Origin of the sequence: Micromonospora sp. NBC_00858, from assembly GCF_045207365.1 — a bacterium.
Classification (GTDB): domain Bacteria; phylum Actinomycetota; class Actinomycetes; order Mycobacteriales; family Micromonosporaceae; genus Micromonospora.
In genome coordinates, this window is record NZ_CP108828.1 from 6,302,523 (window position 1) to 6,317,357 (window position 14,835).

The following is a 14,835-nucleotide window of genomic DNA, read 5'->3' on the forward strand; positions in this document are numbered from 1 at the left end:
CGTTTTCGTGCTGTGGATAACGGCTGTGGATACCGGCCAAGCTGTGGATAACTCTGTGGATCGGTGGGTCGGTCGGGTGTGGCCCGACCGACCCACCGTGCTCCGTCAGATGTCCAGGAACCGGACGTCCTTGGCGTTGCGCTGGATGAACGACCGGCGCGCCTCGACGTCCTCACCCATCAGCACGCTGAACAACTCGTCGGCGGTTGCCGCGTCGTCGAGCGTGACCTGACGCAGGGTACGCGTTGCCGGGTTCATCGTGGTCTCCCACAGTTCGGGGTAGTTCATCTCGCCGAGGCCCTTGAAGCGCTGGATGTCATCCGGCTTGGCGTTGGGCTTCTTCTGCTGGCGCAGCGCGATCAGCCCGTCCCGCTCGCGGTCCGAGTACGCGTACTGGGCGTCGTCGCCCTTCTTGTTCCACTTGATCTTGTAGAGCGGCGGGGCGGCCAGGTAGACGTGCCCCAGCTCGACCAGCGGGCGCATGAAACGGAAGAGCAGCGTGAGCAGCAGCGTCTGGATGTGCTGGCCGTCGACGTCGGCATCGGCCATCAGCACGGTCTTGTGGTACCGCAGCTTCTCGATGTCGAAGTCGTCGTGGATGCCGGTGCCCAGCGCGGTGATCAGCGCCTGGACCTCGTTGTTCTTCAGCACCCGGTCGATCCGGGCCTTCTCCACGTTGAGGATCTTGCCGCGGATCGGCAGGATCGCCTGGGTCCGCGGGTCCCGGCCCTGCTTGGCCGAGCCACCCGCCGAGTCGCCCTCGACGATGAACACCTCAGACTCGCGCGGGTCGGTGGACTGGCAGTCGGCCAGCTTGCCCGGCATGGAGCCGGACTCCAGCAGCGACTTGCGCCGGGCGAGCTTGCGGGCCTGCTGCGCGGCGATCCGGGCGCGGGCCGCCTGGGAGGCCTTGGTGATGATCATCTTGGCCTCGGCCGGGTTGCGGTCGAACCAGTCGACCAGCCGGTCGTTGCAGACCCGCTGCACGAAGCTCTTCACCGGGGTGTTGCCGAGCTTCGTCTTGGTCTGCCCCTCGAACTGCGGGTTGGCCAGCTTGACCGAGATGATCGCCGCGAGCCCTTCCCGGATGTCCTCGCCGGAGAGCTTCTCGTCGCCCTTGAGCAGTTTCTTGTCGGCGCCGTACCGGTTGACCACGCTGGTCAGCGCGGACCGGAAGCCCTCCTCGTGGGTGCCGCCCTCGTGCGTGTTGATCGTGTTGGCGAAGGTGTAGACCGACTCGCCGTACGACTCGTTCCACTGCATGGCGATCTCGAGCGACATGCCCTCCTCCTCGGCACCGAACTCGACCACGGTCTTGTGGATCGGGCTCTTCGAGGCGTTGAGGTGCCGTACAAAGTCGGCGATGCCGCCCTCGTAGAAGAAGGTCACCTCACGCTGCCGGCCGTCCTCCTCCTCGGCCACCCGCTCGTCGAGCAGGTGGATGCGGAGGGCACGGTTGAGGAAGGCCATCTCCTGGAGGCGCCGGTAGATGGTCTGGAAGTCGAAGTCGACCGTCTCGAAGACGTCGGCGTCGGGCCAGAAGGTGACCGTCGAGCCGGTGCGGTCGGTGGGCTCGCCCTTGTCCAGTGGGCCGGGCTTGGAGTTGTTGTACTGCTGCCGCCACACGAAGCCGGACTTGTGGATCTCGACGGCCATCCGGGTGGAGAGCGCGTTCACCACCGAAACGCCGACGCCGTGCAGACCACCGGAGACCGCGTACGCCTTGCCGTCGAACTTGCCGCCGGCGTGCAGCACGGTCAGCGCGACCTCGACACCCGGCTTCTTGAGCTTCGGGTGCAGGTCGACCGGGAAGCCACGGCCGTTGTCGGTGACCTGGACCCCGCCGTCGGCGAGCAGCACCACGTCGATGGTGTCGCAGTATCCGGCCAGCGCCTCGTCGACCGCGTTGTCCACGACCTCCCAGACGAGGTGGTGCAGACCGCGCTCGCCGGTGGACCCGATATACATACCGGGCCGCTTGCGGACGGCCTCCAGCCCCTCGAGAACGGTGATCGACTCCGCGCCGTACTCCTGCTTGTCCTGCGCTGCCACCCTCGGCCACTTTCTCGCGTCGTCTGCGCCGGCAAGGCGCTTCGGGCGCGGGTTCGGCGGACAGGACGCGACGTCGGCGCGCGGACCGGTGCCGGAGACCTCCGGACAGCGGGTCGAACGCGCCGGTCGCCGCGGTTGCCCGCGGATCGCGATCGGCTCGACCCGACGTGGAGAATGTTTCTGGGGCCACCGGCCCCGTCCCTCGCTCCGCACCGGGTCTTCGTCTCACCGTCAATCCTACTGTGCCCGGAGGACAGAACCACCACTCGGCACCCTCAACGAGGCGGCTGAGAAAGCCGTAGCCGGCAGAACCCCATCGCCCGCGACTCCCCCCACACGCCAGGCTCCGATCGGACGCGCCGCCCCCGAACGGGTTGACCCGCGGCCGGGCGGGTCGGGGGTCGCGGCCGGACCGCCCGTGCCGTACGTTTGCGGCGCCCCGGCAGCGGCCTTGATCTTTACGGGCTGGAACCGGGACGATCGACCCAATCGACCCGACACGTGCTCTTTAAGAGGTGACAGATGGGGCTGGACAACGTCGCGGTGCACTGGCCGCGTACCGGCCGCTTCTACGATCCGGTCGCGCCGGCCGAATTCGTCGACTTCGGCGAGATCGTCGACCTGCCGCGAATCTCCGCGCCGACAGCGGCTCTGGCCGAGTTGATCGCGAAGACCGGCACCGTCCGGGCGACCGCGTACACCGAGCTGGTGGATCTGCTGCTCGGCCTAGAAGGTGTGTTGTACGCCACAGACGCCGCGGCCGAGGACGAGGACCCGGTGATCGACCCGGACGGCTGCGCCTGGATCGCTGGCGGCATCGAACGCTTCGTGGCCGGCCACCGCCCGCACGGCGAGGCGGTCACCTTCGAGTCGGTGAGCACGGTGCTGCGCTCGCTGCTCGGCGACGGGCGGCTGGCCGAGCAGCAGCTGCGCTGGCTGGAGAGCCGACTCGACGCGCTCCGCGACGAGAGCGGCGACCCGCCGCAGTGGAACTTCACCTGCGCCGAGTTGGGCGTGCTCGCCGCGTTCTACCGGCGCTGCGCCGAGCGCGGCTTCGCGGTCTACGCCGACGCCTGACCGCTCACCCCGCCGGGGTGGGCGGGTCACCACCGCCGGGCCGGTTGGCCGCAGCGATCACCTGGGTGAGCACGGCGTGCAGGTGTTGCAGGTCCTCCACGGGCAGCCCGAGCCGCTGCACGATCGCGGCCGGGATCAGCTCCGCCCGGCTGCGCAGCGCCGTGCCGCTGTCGGTGAGGGTGACGGCGAGACTGCGCTCGTCGGCGGCGTCGCGCTCACGGCGCAGGTAGCCGGCTGCTTCGAGCCGCTTGAGCAGGGGTGACAGCGTGCCCGGGTCGAGCTGCAACAGGCGACTGAGGTCGCGGCCGGACAGCGGCGCGTGCTGCCAGAGCGCCAGCATGACCAGGTACTGCGGATGGGTCAGCCCCATCGGCTCCAGCAGCGGCCGGTAGACGGCCACGACGCTGCGTGCCGCCACCGAGAGGGCGAAGCAGACCTGCTGTTCCAGCGCCAGCGGGTCGACGCCGTCCGGTCGTTCGCTCATCGGTTGCCCTCCCCATGCATGATCGCTATCGTACAGATAGTTGGTACGCCAACCATTGGTGTCCCAATCGTCCGTCCGCGGTGACGGGTGAATGAAGGCGCAGGAGAGGGCGGCAGATGAGCGAGGACGGCGCGGCCACCAGGTCCCCCGGCGAGGGCGGCCGCTTCATGCGCTGGGCGTTCCGGCACCTGGCCGGCCCGCCCGAGGTCGAGGGCGCGGTGCAGGGCGGCTCGGCCGAGGCCCGCGAGCTGTGGAAACGCGACCTGGAAGAGCGCAAGCGCTACACCCGGGAACAGCGCGAACGGAAGCGCGCCGCCCGGGAGGCCGGCCGGCGCAGCTGAGACGCCCGCTCAACCGTAGGTGTCCCGCGGCCCTCGGCCACGCACCCGGCGCGGCCCCTTCTGCCAGGACGGCGCGGCCGGGCCGTGAATGTGCAGCTTGCGCACCACGTTGTGGCCGACCTCGCGAGCGATCTGCTTGAGCAGCGAGCCGGCCAGCAGCCGCAGCTGGGTCGCCCAGGCGGTAGAGCGGGCCTCCACGGTCAGCTCGCCGTTCTCCAGCTTGACCGGCCGGCTGTGCTGGGCGACCTCCGCACCGACCACCCGCTCCCAGGCGCCGAACACCGTGGCCTCGGCCGCCGGCTGCTGCCAGCCACGCGCCTTCACGAGCCGGTTCAACACCGCGCTGAGAGGCTGCGGGTCGCGCGGGTCGGGGCCCGGGCCGGAGTAGCCGCGCAGCCGCCGCCCCGAGTCGCCGTCGCCGCTCCCGCCACCGCCAGGGGTACGCCGCGCGCGGGCCGCCGCCTGCCGCCGGGACAGCGCCGCGTCGAGCACCGCCCGGGCCAGCTCCGGCCCGCTGGCGGCATCCGCCTGCCCACCGTCCGTGCCGCCCCCGGCCGCCTTCGATCCAGGGGTACGCGCGGCAGCCGCGTTGCCCGGGCTGGCCCGCCGGTCACCCCGGCCGGCGTCGCCTCGGTTGGTGCCCGGCTCATCCGACACGGCGCACCGTCCCCTCGCTGACCTGGTAGCGGGTGCCGCGCAGGGCGGCCGGCACATCATCGTCCACCGCGCAGGTGACCAGCAGCTGGCTCGCCCCGCCGACCAGCTCCGCCAGCCGCTCCCGGCGGCCGGTGTCCAGCTCGGCGAAGACGTCGTCGAGCACCAGCACCGGCTCGATACCGTCGGCGCGCAGCAGGTCGTACCCGGCCAGTCGCAGCGCGAGCGCGAACGACCAGGACTCGCCGTGGCTGGCGTACCCCTTGGCGGGCAGCGGGCCGAGGGTCAGCGCCAACTCGTCGCGGTGCGGGCCGACCAGGGTGGTGCCCCGTTCGATCTCGGCCGAGCGGGACGCAGCGAGGGCCGCGGTCAACGCCTCGGCCAGCGCGGCCCGATCGGTGGTCGGCTCGGCCAGCTCGATCGAGGGCCGGTAGGCGATGGCGGCCGCGCCCCGACCGGCGGCCACCGCGTCGTACGCCTTGGCAACGTGCGGGGTCAGCGCGGCGACCAGTTCCAGCCGACCGGCCAACAGCTCCGCGCCGTGCTGGGCCAGGTGGGTGTCCCAGACCGCGAGGGTGCCGAGGTCACCACCTCGGGACCCGCCGGTCTTACGAGCCAGGTACGCGGTACGCAGCAGGGCGTTGCGCTGCTTGACCACCCGCTCGTAGTCGGCCCGCACGCCGGCGTACCGGGGCTGCCGGTTGACCAGCAGGTCGTCCAGGTAGCGGCGACGCTCGGCCGGGTCGCCCCGGACCAGCTCCAGGTCCTCCGGAGCGAAGAGCACCAGTCGCAGGGCGCCGAGCACGTCGCGGGCCCGCCGAGCCGGCGAGCGGCCCAGCCGGGCCCGGTTGGCCTTGCCGGGCACGATCTCCAGCTCGACCAGGAGCTCCCGGCCGTCGTGCACCACCGCGCAGCGGATCACCGCCGAGCTGGCACCCATACGGACCAGTGGCGCGTCCGTGGCGACCCGGTGCGAGTCCAGGGTCGCCACGTATCCCAGCGCCTCGACGAGGTTGGTCTTGCCGACGCCGTTGGCGCCGATCAGGACGTTCGCCCCCGGCTGGAGGTCGACGGCGACCCGCTCGTACGAGCGGAAGTCGACCAGTTCCAGCCGGTGAACGTACACAGGGTGTGGATACCGCTCAGCGCTTGTGGACGGCGTGGCCGCCGAACTGCTGGCGCAGCGCGGCGACGGCCTTCATGGCGGGCGAGTCGTCCTGCCGGGAGGCGAAGCGGGCGAACAGCGAGGCGGTGATGACGTTCAGCGGCACAGCCAGCCGGACCGCCTCGTCGACCGTCCACCGGCCCTCGCCGGTGTCCTCGGTGTAGCCGCTCAGCTCGGCCAGCTCCGGGTCCTCGTCGAGCGCCAGGTCCAGCAGGTCGAGCAGCCAGGAGCGCACCACGGTGCCCTCCCGCCAGGACTTGAACACGCCCGGCACGTTGGTCACCAGCTCGGAGGCGGCCATCAGCTCGTAGCCCTCGGCGTAGGCGTGCATCAGGCCGTACTCGATGCCGTTGTGCACCATCTTGGAGTAGTGCCCGGCACCGACCGGCCCGGCGTGCACGAAGCCGAACTCGCCCTCCGGCTTGAGGGAGTTGAAGATCGGCATCAGCCGCTCGACGTGCTCCTCGGCCCCGCCGACCATCAGCGCGTAGCCGTTCTGCCGGCCCCAGACGCCGCCGGAGACGCCCACATCCAGGTAGCCGATGCCCCGCTCCGCGAGCCGCTCGGCCCGCGGGGCGTCGTCGCTGAACCGCGAGTTGCCGCCGTCGATGATGATGTCGCCCTCGCCGAGCACCCCGGCGAGCTCATCGATGGTGGCGTCGGTGACGCCGGCGGGAACCATGACCCACACCGCACGCGGCGACTCGAGCTTCTCCGCCAGGTCCGCGAGGGTCGGCGCGTCGCTCAGCTGCGCGTTGTGGTCGAAGCCGACCACCTCGTGGCCGGCCGCCCGCAACCGCTCGCGCATGTTGCCGCCCATCCGGCCGAGTCCTACCAGGCCGAGCTGCATGTGTTCCTACCTCCGTGGATCTGGGTATCGCTGGGCGCGATCAGCGGGACACGCGGATCGGCATGATGAGGTACCGGTACCCGGGGATGACCTCGCCATCCTCACCGGCGGGCGAAATCACCGCGGGCTTGAAGGCGTCGACGAACGACAGCACGGCCGTCTGCGAGCCCAGGTTCGCCAGGCCGTCGATGAGGTACTGCGGGTTGAACCCGATGGTCAGCGCGTCACCGGTGAAGGTGGCCTCCATCGCCTCGCTGGCCCGCGCCTCCTCGGAACCGCCGGCCTCCACCACCAGGCCGTCGGCGCTGAAGCTGAGCAGCACCGGGGTGGTCCGCTCGGCGACCAGCGCGACCCGCTTGACCACCTCGATGAGGGTGCTGACCGACACCCGGGCGTCGGCGTTGTGGGTGGCCGGGAAGAGCGAGCGCACCGGCGGGTAGTTGGCACCGTCGAGCAGCCGGCTGGTGGTGCGCCGGGTGCCGCCAGCGAGGCCGACCATGCCCTCGCCCGCGGCGCCCTGGGCGAGGGCGAGGGTGACCTCGCCGCCCAGCGGGCCGAGCGCCTTGGCGGTGTCGTTCAGGGTGCGGGCCGGCACCAGGGCGTTGATGCTCACCTCGGGGTCGTCCGGCCGCCACTGGATCTCGCGCAGTGCCAGTCGATAGCGGTCGGTGGCGAGCATCGACAGGGTGCTGCCGGCGAGCTCGACGCGGACGCCGGTCATCATCGGCAGCGTCTCGTCGCGGCCGGCGGCGATGGCCACCTGGGCGACCGCGGTGGCGAACGCCGCGGCGTCGACCGTGCCGGCGCTCTGCGGCATCTCGGGCAGCGCGGGATAGTCCTCCACCGGCATGGTGGGCAGGGTGAACCGGGCGCTGCCGCAGACCAACTCGAGGTGGGCGCCGACCGCGGCGATGTCCACCGGCTTGGCCGGCAGCGCCTTGGTGATCTCGGCGAGCAGGCGGCCGGAGACGAGCGCGGCGCCGTCGGCGTCACCCTGCACCTCGACGGTGACCTGGCTGGAGACCTCGTAGTCGAACCCGGAGACCCGCAGGTTGCCGTCGGTGACGCGGAGCATCACCCCTGCGAGCACCGGTACGGATGGCCGGTTGGGCAGGCTCTTCGCGGTCCAGGCCACGGCCTCAGCGAGCGCGTCGCGCTCTACTCGGAACTTCATCAATGCCTCCGCGTCGACGTCAGCGACAACTCTCTCATGCCGACCGCTGCTTACCGTCCCGCCCAACCGTGCGGGTACCCATCGCACCTTAGGGCGCGGGGGCATCGGCTGTGCGCCCGACCCCGTGGTTCGTGTCGGTGCTGACCGGCTGATCCGGCAGCGCTCGGCCCGATCCACAGAAAGCCCAACGGTGATGATTGGTTTTTGTTCTCTTAGAAGAGATAACTCATCGTCTTCATCGCACCTGTGCAAACTGTGGAGAACTCGGGTCTGCGCAGCTCAGACAGGTTATCCACCGGTGATTTAGCTGTGGAGAACCGGGGGTACAACCGCCCTCTGCGTCCACAGGCCGACCGCGGCGCCTGGTTGTCCACCGTTGTCCACCGGTTGTCCACCGGTAATCCACCGACTTTCTCCCCATGCCTGTGGACCACCAAGAAGATCACCATTGCCGTCATCCCCAGAACCTTCAACAGGTCGTGCACAGGGCGACGGTTGCCGGTGGATAACGTCGGCGTTGTCCCCAGCCATCCACAACGTCGTACACAGGGTTTCTCCACAGCCTGTGGGTAACCGGCGGAGGACGGACCGTAGTTATCCACCGACGGTGGACAACGAGCTGTGGACAACGAGTGAGTATCAAGGCGGACACGGCGTCGATCCTGTGGTCTAGACCATGTCGAGGGTCAAGCCAGAGCACCGCCGGAGACAAAAAAGAACGCCCGGCCGGATCTCCGGCCGGGCGTGTCCCGGGGCGCGCGCCGTCGTGTCGGCTGGCGTACCCCTCAGGTGTTCTGTTTGATCCGGTTGGTCAGCTCGGCGATCTGGTTGTAGAGCGAGCGCCGTTCGGCCATCTGCTGGCGGATCTTGCGGTCGGCGTGCATCACCGTGGTGTGGTCCCGGCCCCCGAACGCCTGCCCGATCCGGGGCAGCGACAGCTCGGTCAGCTCGCGACACAGGTACATGGCCACCTGGCGGGCGTTGACCAGTACCCGGGAGCGGGACTGACCGCGCAGGTCCTCCAGGCTCACCCCGAAGTAGTCGGCCGTGGAGACCATGATCTGGTCCGCTGTGATCTCCGGGCCGGCGCCGTCCGGGATGAAGTCCCGCAGCACCTCCTCGGCCAGGGACAGCTCGACGGTCGACCGGGTCAGGCTGGCGAACGCGGTCACCCGGATCAGCGCGCCCTCCAGTTCCCGGATCGAGTTCGACACCCGGGAGGCGATGAACTCCAGCACGTCCGGTGGGGCGTAGAGCCGCTCCTGCGCCGCCTTCTTCTGCAGGATCGCGATCCGGGTCTCCAGATCCGGAGGCTGGATGTCGGCGAGCAGACCCCACTCGAACCTCGTCCGCAGCCGGTCCTCCAGCGTCGCCAACTGCTTGGGCGACCGGTCCGAGGTGATCACGATCTGCTTGTTGGCGTTGTGCAGGGTGTTGAAGGTGTGGAAGAACTCCTCCTGCGTGCGCTCGCGGTTCTCCAGGAACTGGATGTCGTCGATCAGCAGGATGTCGACGTCGCGGTAGCGCCGCTGGAACGCGCTGGTCTTGTCGTCCCGGAGCGAGTTGATGAAGTCGTTGGTGAACTCCTCGGTCGAGACGTACCGCACCGACCGCGCGTTGCCGAGCGTCGTGGCGTAGTGCCCGATGGCGTGCAGCAGGTGCGTCTTGCCCAGCCCGGAGCTGCCGTAGATGAACAGCGGGTTGTACGCCTTCGCCGGCGACTCGGCCACCGCCACGCTCGCCGCGTGGGCGAACCGGTTGGACGAACCGATGACGAACGTCTCGAACATGTACTTCGGATTGAGCCGGTTGCCGCCGGTGTCGGTGCCGGGCAGCCGGCGATCGTCGCGGCCACCCGCTCGGTGATCCACCCCACTGCGGCCCGGGCCACTATCCGTTCCGCTGTCCCGGGGCAGCGAACGGATCACGTGCTGGTCCCGCGGCGACGCTGCGTCTTCCCGGTAGCGGGGCTCGTAGGGCCGCGTGTCCGGGCCGGGCGAGTCCAGGCGGGCGGCCTGCTCGTCGTAGCCGCGCCGGTCCGGGCTCGACCTGGGCGACCGCTGCGGCTCCACGAACGCGGCGCTGAACAGCGCCTCCTGCCCGTCCCGGCTGGCCGGGATCAGCCCCGACCGGTGCCCGTCGAGGCTCGACGCTGGGGGCGGACCGGCCGGCGCCTGTGGCGGACCCGGCTCGGACGTACGCGCCGGGTGCTGCTGCTCGGGGATGAGCCCTTCGGGATGCGGCCGTCCGGCAGGGTCGTCGTCGAACGGCCCGGCAGGCGAACCCTCGACGTCGACCGGCCCCGGCTCAGGGGCGCTGCGATAGACGGTCCCGGCCGGGCGGCCCGCGGCGTCCTCGGGCACCCGCACGGTGACCGCCACCTGGATCGGCCGGCCGAGCCGGCGGGTGAGCGCCTCGGTGATCGCCGGGCGCAGCCGTGACTCGATCACGTCCCGGGTGAACGCGTCCGGGACGGAGAGCAACGCGGTGTCCTCGACGATCGCCCGCAGCCGGGTCAGTCGGAGGTAGGCACGCTGCTGCGCGGAGATGATCTCGTCGGCGAGCTCGTCGGTCGCCGCTAACCACACCGCGGCAAGGTCGGTCGTACCGGCCACCGTCGTGCCACCCCCTCGCCTCTGCTCCCGGCCGCCGCTGTCTGCCAGCCGGCCGTCCCGGGCCCGCCGCGTGCGCGGGTGGAACATCACCCACCCGGACGGTTGACCAGTGGTCGTCCACAGGTTATCCACAACCTGTGTACCGACCGATAGTGGCCGCCCGCCGGACGCGGGTGGGACCTGCCCCTGCCTGAATGGGCGCTGAAGCGGGTTCACCGTGCCGAACGATTCACTAGCTTGTCCGGTCTTGCCTGCGCGCGACGACCGGAGCATCCGACGCTCACCGCAATCGGGCACGGTAACAGCGTTGTCCCTGCGCCATCAACCGGCGACGCGGCCGGGTCCTTCTCGGCATCAGCGAAAACCGCCCCTTCGGTCCCGGGCGCGTCCCAATGACCACCGGTGCGGGGTGTTTGACGGTCATTGCACCCCTGCGTAGGCTGGAGCGGCCGCAATTTCGCCCTCTGCTAGGGTGATGAGTGCTTGCTGTCCGCGGTCGCATTCCCGCATCGCCGAGGTCCCGCTCCGCCGGGCAGCACCGATCGGGGGCCACCGTCGAGGTGGCCTGGACCACCCCACGACCCCGGCGATTCCGTCGCGCGGGGCGCGTACGAAAACGGAGAGCCTGACGTGAGCAAGCGCACCTACCAGCCGAACAACCGCCGGCGCGCGAAGACCCACGGCTTCCGGCTGCGCATGCGCACCCGTGCCGGCCGTGCCATCCTTTCGAGCCGCCGCGCCAAGGGTCGCACCACCCTGTCGGCCTGAGCCGATCGGGCCGGTCCAGGGGACGTGGGCAGTCGTGCTGGCCGCCGCACAGCGACTGCGGCGCAGTACTGACTTCGCCGCAGCGGTCCGTGGTGGCCGACGCGCCGGACGAGGCGCCGTCGTGGTCCACCTGACCGTGCCGTCGCCCGCTGACCTGACCACACCGACCTCGCCGGAGCCGGCGCGGCATATCGGTACGGAGCAGCCCTCCGTGCCGGCCCGCGCCGGCTTCGTCGTGTCCAAGGCCGTTGGCAACGCGGTGGTCCGCAACCGGGTCCGGCGCCGACTGCGAGCGCTGGTACGGGAGCGGCTGGCCGCCCTGCCCGCCGGCAGCACCCTGGTCGTCCGAGCGCTACCCGCCGCGGCCGAGGCGTCGTACCCCCGACTCACCGCCGACCTGGACGCCGCCATCGCGGTTGCCCGGTCGCCCCGAGAGCGGCGGTCCCGATGAGCGCCGACCCGACCGCCCCGCGCCCGACGTCAACCGGTGCCAGGGTGCTGATTGCGCCCATCATCGCGTACCGTCGGTGGATAAGTCCGGCACTGCCGGCCCGCTGTCGGTTCTACCCGTCGTGCAGTGCGTACGCCCAGGAGGCGGTAGCCCGGCACGGCGCGCTCCGGGGAGCCATGCTGGCGGTGCGGCGTCTGCTGCGCTGCCACCCCTTTCACCCTGGTGGACATGACCCGGTACCGGAGCCGGGCGGCCGCCGCCGTGCTGATGTGACTGGAGCCCCGAATTGAGTCTCGACTGGATCTACTACGCGATTTCGTGGATCCTGCTGACCTGGCACTCTGCCTGGGACGCCATTGGGGTACCGGTCGGCGCAGTGATCGGCACCAACTTCGCCTGGATCCTGTCCATCGTCTTCCTGGTGGTCACCGTCCGGGTGATCCTGTTCCCCGTCTTCGTCAAGCAGATCAAGTCGCAGCGGGCGATGCAGGCGTTGCAGCCCAAGGTCAAGGAGCTGCAGGAGAAGCACAAGGGTGACCGGGAGACGCTCCAGAAAGAAATGATGGAGCTCTACAAGAAGGAGAAGGCCAACCCGTTGATGGGCTGCCTTCCGATGTTCCTTCAGATCCCGGTCTTCCTCGGCCTCTTCCACGTGCTGCGTCGGCTCGACCCGGCCAAGCAGAGCAAGGACCTCTACGGCTGGACCGTCAACCAGTTCGAGAGCGCCTCGCAGGCGAAGCTCTTCACCGCCCCGATCGCCGGCAAGTTCGGCTCCACCGCCGACGAGCTGGCCCGCCTCGGCGCCAACGGCACCACCGTCAAGGTCATTGCCGGCATCCTGGTTCTGATCATGATCGGCACCACCTACCTGACCAGCCGTCAGATGATCCTCAAGACCGGCTGGGCCGAAGACCCGCAGCAGCGGATGATCCAGCGGCTGATGCTCTACGGCATCCCCCTGTCGCTGCTGATCTCCGGCGCGATCTTCCCCATCGGCGTGATCATCTACTGGGTCACCAACAACCTCTTCACTCTTGGTCAGCAGCAGTGGGTACTGCGCAAGTTCCCGCCGCCGGTGACCGCCAAGAAGACCACCAGCCCCGCTGGCGTCCGTAACCCCGTGCAGCCCGCCAAGTCCGGTGGCCTGTTCGGGCGCGGCAAGTCGGCCCCGCAGACGCCGGTCAAGGCGACCGCGCCCAAGGTGGCCGCGCCGAAGCCGGGCGCCAAGCCGGTGAACCCGAAGAAGAGCCGCCCCGCCAAGCGGCAGGGCTGACTCGTCCGGGCCGTCGTCGGGCAACCGGCGGCGGCCCGTTCCGCACCGCGCAGCCGCCGTATGGCCGGCGCCGGACGGAACCGACCGCGCGTGACGCGGCCACGGGCGACACTGCCCGTACAGACGTGCCCGTGGGCACCGGCGACCTCCCGCCGGCCCCGGGAAACCAGCGGACCCGACGGTCCGGCCGAGCGAGTACGGAGATGAGACCGTGACCGAGACCAGCATCCCCCACGCCGAGCAGTCCCTGGACGAGGAGGAGACCGCGCCGCTCGCGGTGGACGACGACGCCGAGACCGACGAGCCGGAGGCCGACGACGACACCGAGGCCCCCGCCAGCGGCGGTACGAAGAAGGCGGCAGGCGAGGGCGACCTGTTCCGGCAGAGCGAAATCGCGGCCGACTACGTGGAGGGGCTGCTCGACATCCTCGACTACGACGGCGACATCGACGAGCTGGTCGCCAGCGGCCGCCCCGTGGTCGAGGTGGTCGGCTCCGGGCTGCAGAACCTGGTTGGTCAGCGCGGGGCCACCCTGGAGGCGCTCCAGGAGCTGACCCGGCTCGCCGTCTTCCGGCAGACCGGGACGCCGAGCCGCCTGCTGCTCGACGTCGGCGGCTACCGGGCGAGCCGCCGCAAGGAGCTCGCCGCGGTCGCCAAGAACGCTGTCGAGAAGGTCAAGGAGTACGGCGAGCCGGTCCGGCTGGAGCCGATGTCCGCTTTCGAGCGCAAGTGCGTGCACGATGTGGTCAACGCCATGTCCGGCGTGGAGAGCGAGTCCGAGGGCGTCGAGCCGAGCCGGCGCATCGTCGTACGGCCGGCGGACTGACCGGGTGACCCACGACGACAACACGGCTGATGCCGTGACCGGCCCGGGCGGCACGCCGCCCGGGCCGTCCGCTGTCCGGCCCGAAACCCCGGACACCGACACCGACCCGGCGCGGGACGGCTCGGGCGGCGGCACCCCGTCGCCGGCCGACGCGGCGCTGCCGCCCGACCTGGCTTCGGCCGCCGTGACCCTCTTCGGCGATCGACTCGACGTGGCCGCCGCGTACGCCGAGCTGCTGGCCACCGACGGGGTGCTCCGAGGGCTGATCGGCCCCCGGGAGGCGCCCCGGATCTGGGACCGGCATCTGCTCAACTGCGCCGCCGTCGCCGAGCGGATCCCGACCGACGCGACCGTGCTCGACGTCGGCTCCGGTGCGGGTCTACCCGGTCTGGTCCTGGCCATCGCGCGCCCCGACCTGACGGTCACCCTGATTGAGCCGCTCGCCCGGCGGACGTCGTTCCTGATCGAGGTTGTCGAGCGACTCGGCCTGACCCGGACGGTGCGGGTGTTCCGGGGGCGGGCCGACGAGGCGGCCACCGGATCGAGCGGCCGGGAGCCGATCAGCGGGGACGTGGTGACCTCCCGCGCCGTCGCGCCACTGGACCGGCTGGCGGCGTGGAGCCTGCCACTGGCGGTGCGCGGCGGGCGGCTGCTGGCACTCAAGGGGTCATCCGCCGCGACGGAGATCGAGGAGCACGCCGACGTCGTGGCACGGCTCGGCGGTGGGGAACCGGCCCTGCACCTCTGCGGCGTCGGGGTGATCGACCCACCCACCACCGTGGTGGAGATCGTCCGTGAACGGATGATCGGTCCCCGTCCGGCCACCAACAAGCGATCCCGGGCGGGACGCCCCCGCCGCCGCTGACGCTTCGCGCCATCGGGCGTCCGGCCGGTGGGTTTCCTCGTTGTACCGGTACGGATGGACGAGGGGATGAGAACCCGACGTGGACCGGCCGCGCCCGTCCGCCGTAGGCTGATCGCGCGTCGATAGTGTGGAGCGGGCGGCGGCGTCGAAGGTCTCCGACCGCTCCCGAGGGGCCGTACGCTCCGGAGTGCGAGCGCGGGTGCGGCCAAGTTGACCGGGGCGCGGACCGACCATCCGAAG

At 70.7% G+C, this 14,835-nt stretch carries 15 protein-coding genes; 8 read left to right on the plus strand and 7 right to left on the minus strand.

Annotated features, from left to right (window positions below; genetic code table 11):
- Window positions 1–105 precede the first annotated feature (105 nt).
- Window positions 106–2,052 (minus strand): DNA topoisomerase (ATP-hydrolyzing) subunit B, encoded by a 1,947-nt coding sequence (gene gyrB, locus OG990_RS29490; protein WP_328422033.1) that lies wholly within the window; start codon window positions 2,050–2,052, stop codon window positions 106–108.
- A 522-nt stretch (window positions 2,053–2,574) separates the two neighbouring features.
- Here gyrB and OG990_RS29495 point away from each other — a divergent pair.
- A complete protein-coding gene (locus OG990_RS29495) occupies window positions 2,575–3,129 on the plus strand; it encodes a hypothetical protein (RefSeq protein ID WP_328422031.1) in 555 nt (184 codons plus the stop codon).
- A 4-nt stretch (window positions 3,130–3,133) separates the two neighbouring features.
- On the opposite strand, the gene OG990_RS29500 is transcribed toward OG990_RS29495, so the two are convergent.
- Window positions 3,134–3,613 carry a MarR family winged helix-turn-helix transcriptional regulator gene (locus OG990_RS29500; protein ID WP_406077846.1) on the minus strand — a complete coding sequence of 160 codons (480 nt, stop codon included), beginning with the start codon at window positions 3,611–3,613 and terminating at the stop codon, window positions 3,134–3,136.
- A gap of 116 nt (window positions 3,614–3,729) precedes the next feature.
- Between OG990_RS29500 and OG990_RS29505 the strand changes: the two genes are divergently transcribed.
- Window positions 3,730–3,954, plus strand: a complete 225-nt coding sequence (locus tag OG990_RS29505; protein WP_328422027.1) for a hypothetical protein — start codon at window positions 3,730–3,732, stop codon at window positions 3,952–3,954.
- A gap of 9 nt (window positions 3,955–3,963) precedes the next feature.
- Here OG990_RS29505 and OG990_RS29510 read toward each other — a convergent pair whose 3' ends face one another.
- From OG990_RS29510 to dnaA, 5 genes are all read right to left on the minus strand, one after another.
- A complete protein-coding gene (locus tag OG990_RS29510; RefSeq protein WP_406077848.1) occupies window positions 3,964–4,611 on the minus strand; it encodes a DUF721 domain-containing protein in 648 nt (215 codons plus the stop codon).
- Window positions 4,601–5,734 carry a DNA replication/repair protein RecF gene (gene recF, locus OG990_RS29515; RefSeq protein ID WP_328422023.1) on the minus strand — a complete coding sequence of 378 codons (1,134 nt, stop codon included), beginning with the start codon at window positions 5,732–5,734 and terminating at the stop codon, window positions 4,601–4,603. The genes OG990_RS29510 and recF overlap by 11 nt, the downstream gene beginning before the upstream one ends.
- Window positions 5,735–5,750: 16 nt before the next feature.
- Window positions 5,751–6,623, minus strand: a complete 873-nt coding sequence (gene gnd / locus OG990_RS29520; protein ID WP_328422021.1) for a phosphogluconate dehydrogenase (NAD(+)-dependent, decarboxylating) — start codon at window positions 6,621–6,623, stop codon at window positions 5,751–5,753.
- A gap of 40 nt (window positions 6,624–6,663) precedes the next feature.
- On the minus strand, window positions 6,664–7,797 hold the full coding sequence (gene dnaN, locus OG990_RS29525) for a DNA polymerase III subunit beta (RefSeq protein ID WP_328422019.1): 1,134 nt from the start codon (window positions 7,795–7,797) through the stop codon (window positions 6,664–6,666).
- Between the two features lie 785 nt (window positions 7,798–8,582).
- Complete coding sequence (dnaA, locus tag OG990_RS29530) at window positions 8,583–10,412, minus strand: chromosomal replication initiator protein DnaA (RefSeq protein WP_406077849.1); 1,830 nt, start codon at window positions 10,410–10,412, stop codon at window positions 8,583–8,585.
- Window positions 10,413–11,042: 630 nt separating this feature from the next.
- Between dnaA and rpmH the strand changes: the two genes are divergently transcribed.
- From rpmH to rsmG, 6 genes are all read left to right on the plus strand, one after another.
- Window positions 11,043–11,180, plus strand: coding sequence for a 50S ribosomal protein L34 (gene rpmH, locus OG990_RS29535; protein WP_007453904.1), 138 nt, complete (start codon window positions 11,043–11,045; stop codon window positions 11,178–11,180).
- A gap of 34 nt (window positions 11,181–11,214) precedes the next feature.
- Complete coding sequence (gene rnpA, locus OG990_RS29540) at window positions 11,215–11,631, plus strand: ribonuclease P protein component (protein WP_328422015.1); 417 nt, start codon at window positions 11,215–11,217, stop codon at window positions 11,629–11,631.
- A complete protein-coding gene (yidD, locus tag OG990_RS29545; protein WP_328422013.1) occupies window positions 11,628–11,921 on the plus strand; it encodes a membrane protein insertion efficiency factor YidD in 294 nt (97 codons plus the stop codon). The genes rnpA and yidD overlap by 4 nt, the downstream gene beginning before the upstream one ends.
- The gene (gene yidC, locus OG990_RS29550; RefSeq protein ID WP_406077850.1) at window positions 11,918–12,904 is read left to right on the plus strand and encodes a membrane protein insertase YidC; all 987 of its coding nucleotides are present in this window, start codon (window positions 11,918–11,920) and stop codon (window positions 12,902–12,904) included. Before yidD ends, yidC begins: the two co-directional genes overlap by 4 nt.
- Window positions 12,905–13,115: 211 nt before the next feature.
- The gene (locus OG990_RS29555; RefSeq protein WP_406077851.1) at window positions 13,116–13,730 is read left to right on the plus strand and encodes a protein jag; all 615 of its coding nucleotides are present in this window, start codon (window positions 13,116–13,118) and stop codon (window positions 13,728–13,730) included.
- A gap of 157 nt (window positions 13,731–13,887) precedes the next feature.
- Entirely contained in the window at window positions 13,888–14,595 is a 708-nt protein-coding gene (rsmG, locus tag OG990_RS29560) for a 16S rRNA (guanine(527)-N(7))-methyltransferase RsmG (RefSeq protein WP_355601353.1), read from the plus strand.
- Window positions 14,596–14,835 lie beyond the last annotated feature (240 nt).

Excerpts from the sequence above, each read along its gene's own strand:
- OG990_RS29495 (WP_328422031.1), top strand. The coding sequence starts at position 2,575 with ATGGGGCTGGACAACGTCGCGGTGCACTGGCCGCGTACCGGCCGCTTC.
- OG990_RS29500 (WP_406077846.1), bottom strand. The coding sequence starts at position 3,613 with ATGAGCGAACGACCGGACGGCGTCGACCCGCTGGCGCTGGAACAGCAG.
- OG990_RS29505 (WP_328422027.1), top strand. The coding sequence starts at position 3,730 with ATGAGCGAGGACGGCGCGGCCACCAGGTCCCCCGGCGAGGGCGGCCGC.
- gnd (WP_328422021.1), bottom strand. The coding sequence starts at position 6,623 with ATGCAGCTCGGCCTGGTAGGACTCGGCCGGATGGGCGGCAACATGCGC.
- dnaN (WP_328422019.1), bottom strand. The coding sequence starts at position 7,797 with ATGAAGTTCCGAGTAGAGCGCGACGCGCTCGCTGAGGCCGTGGCCTGG.
- yidD (WP_328422013.1), top strand. The coding sequence starts at position 11,628 with ATGAGCGCCGACCCGACCGCCCCGCGCCCGACGTCAACCGGTGCCAGG.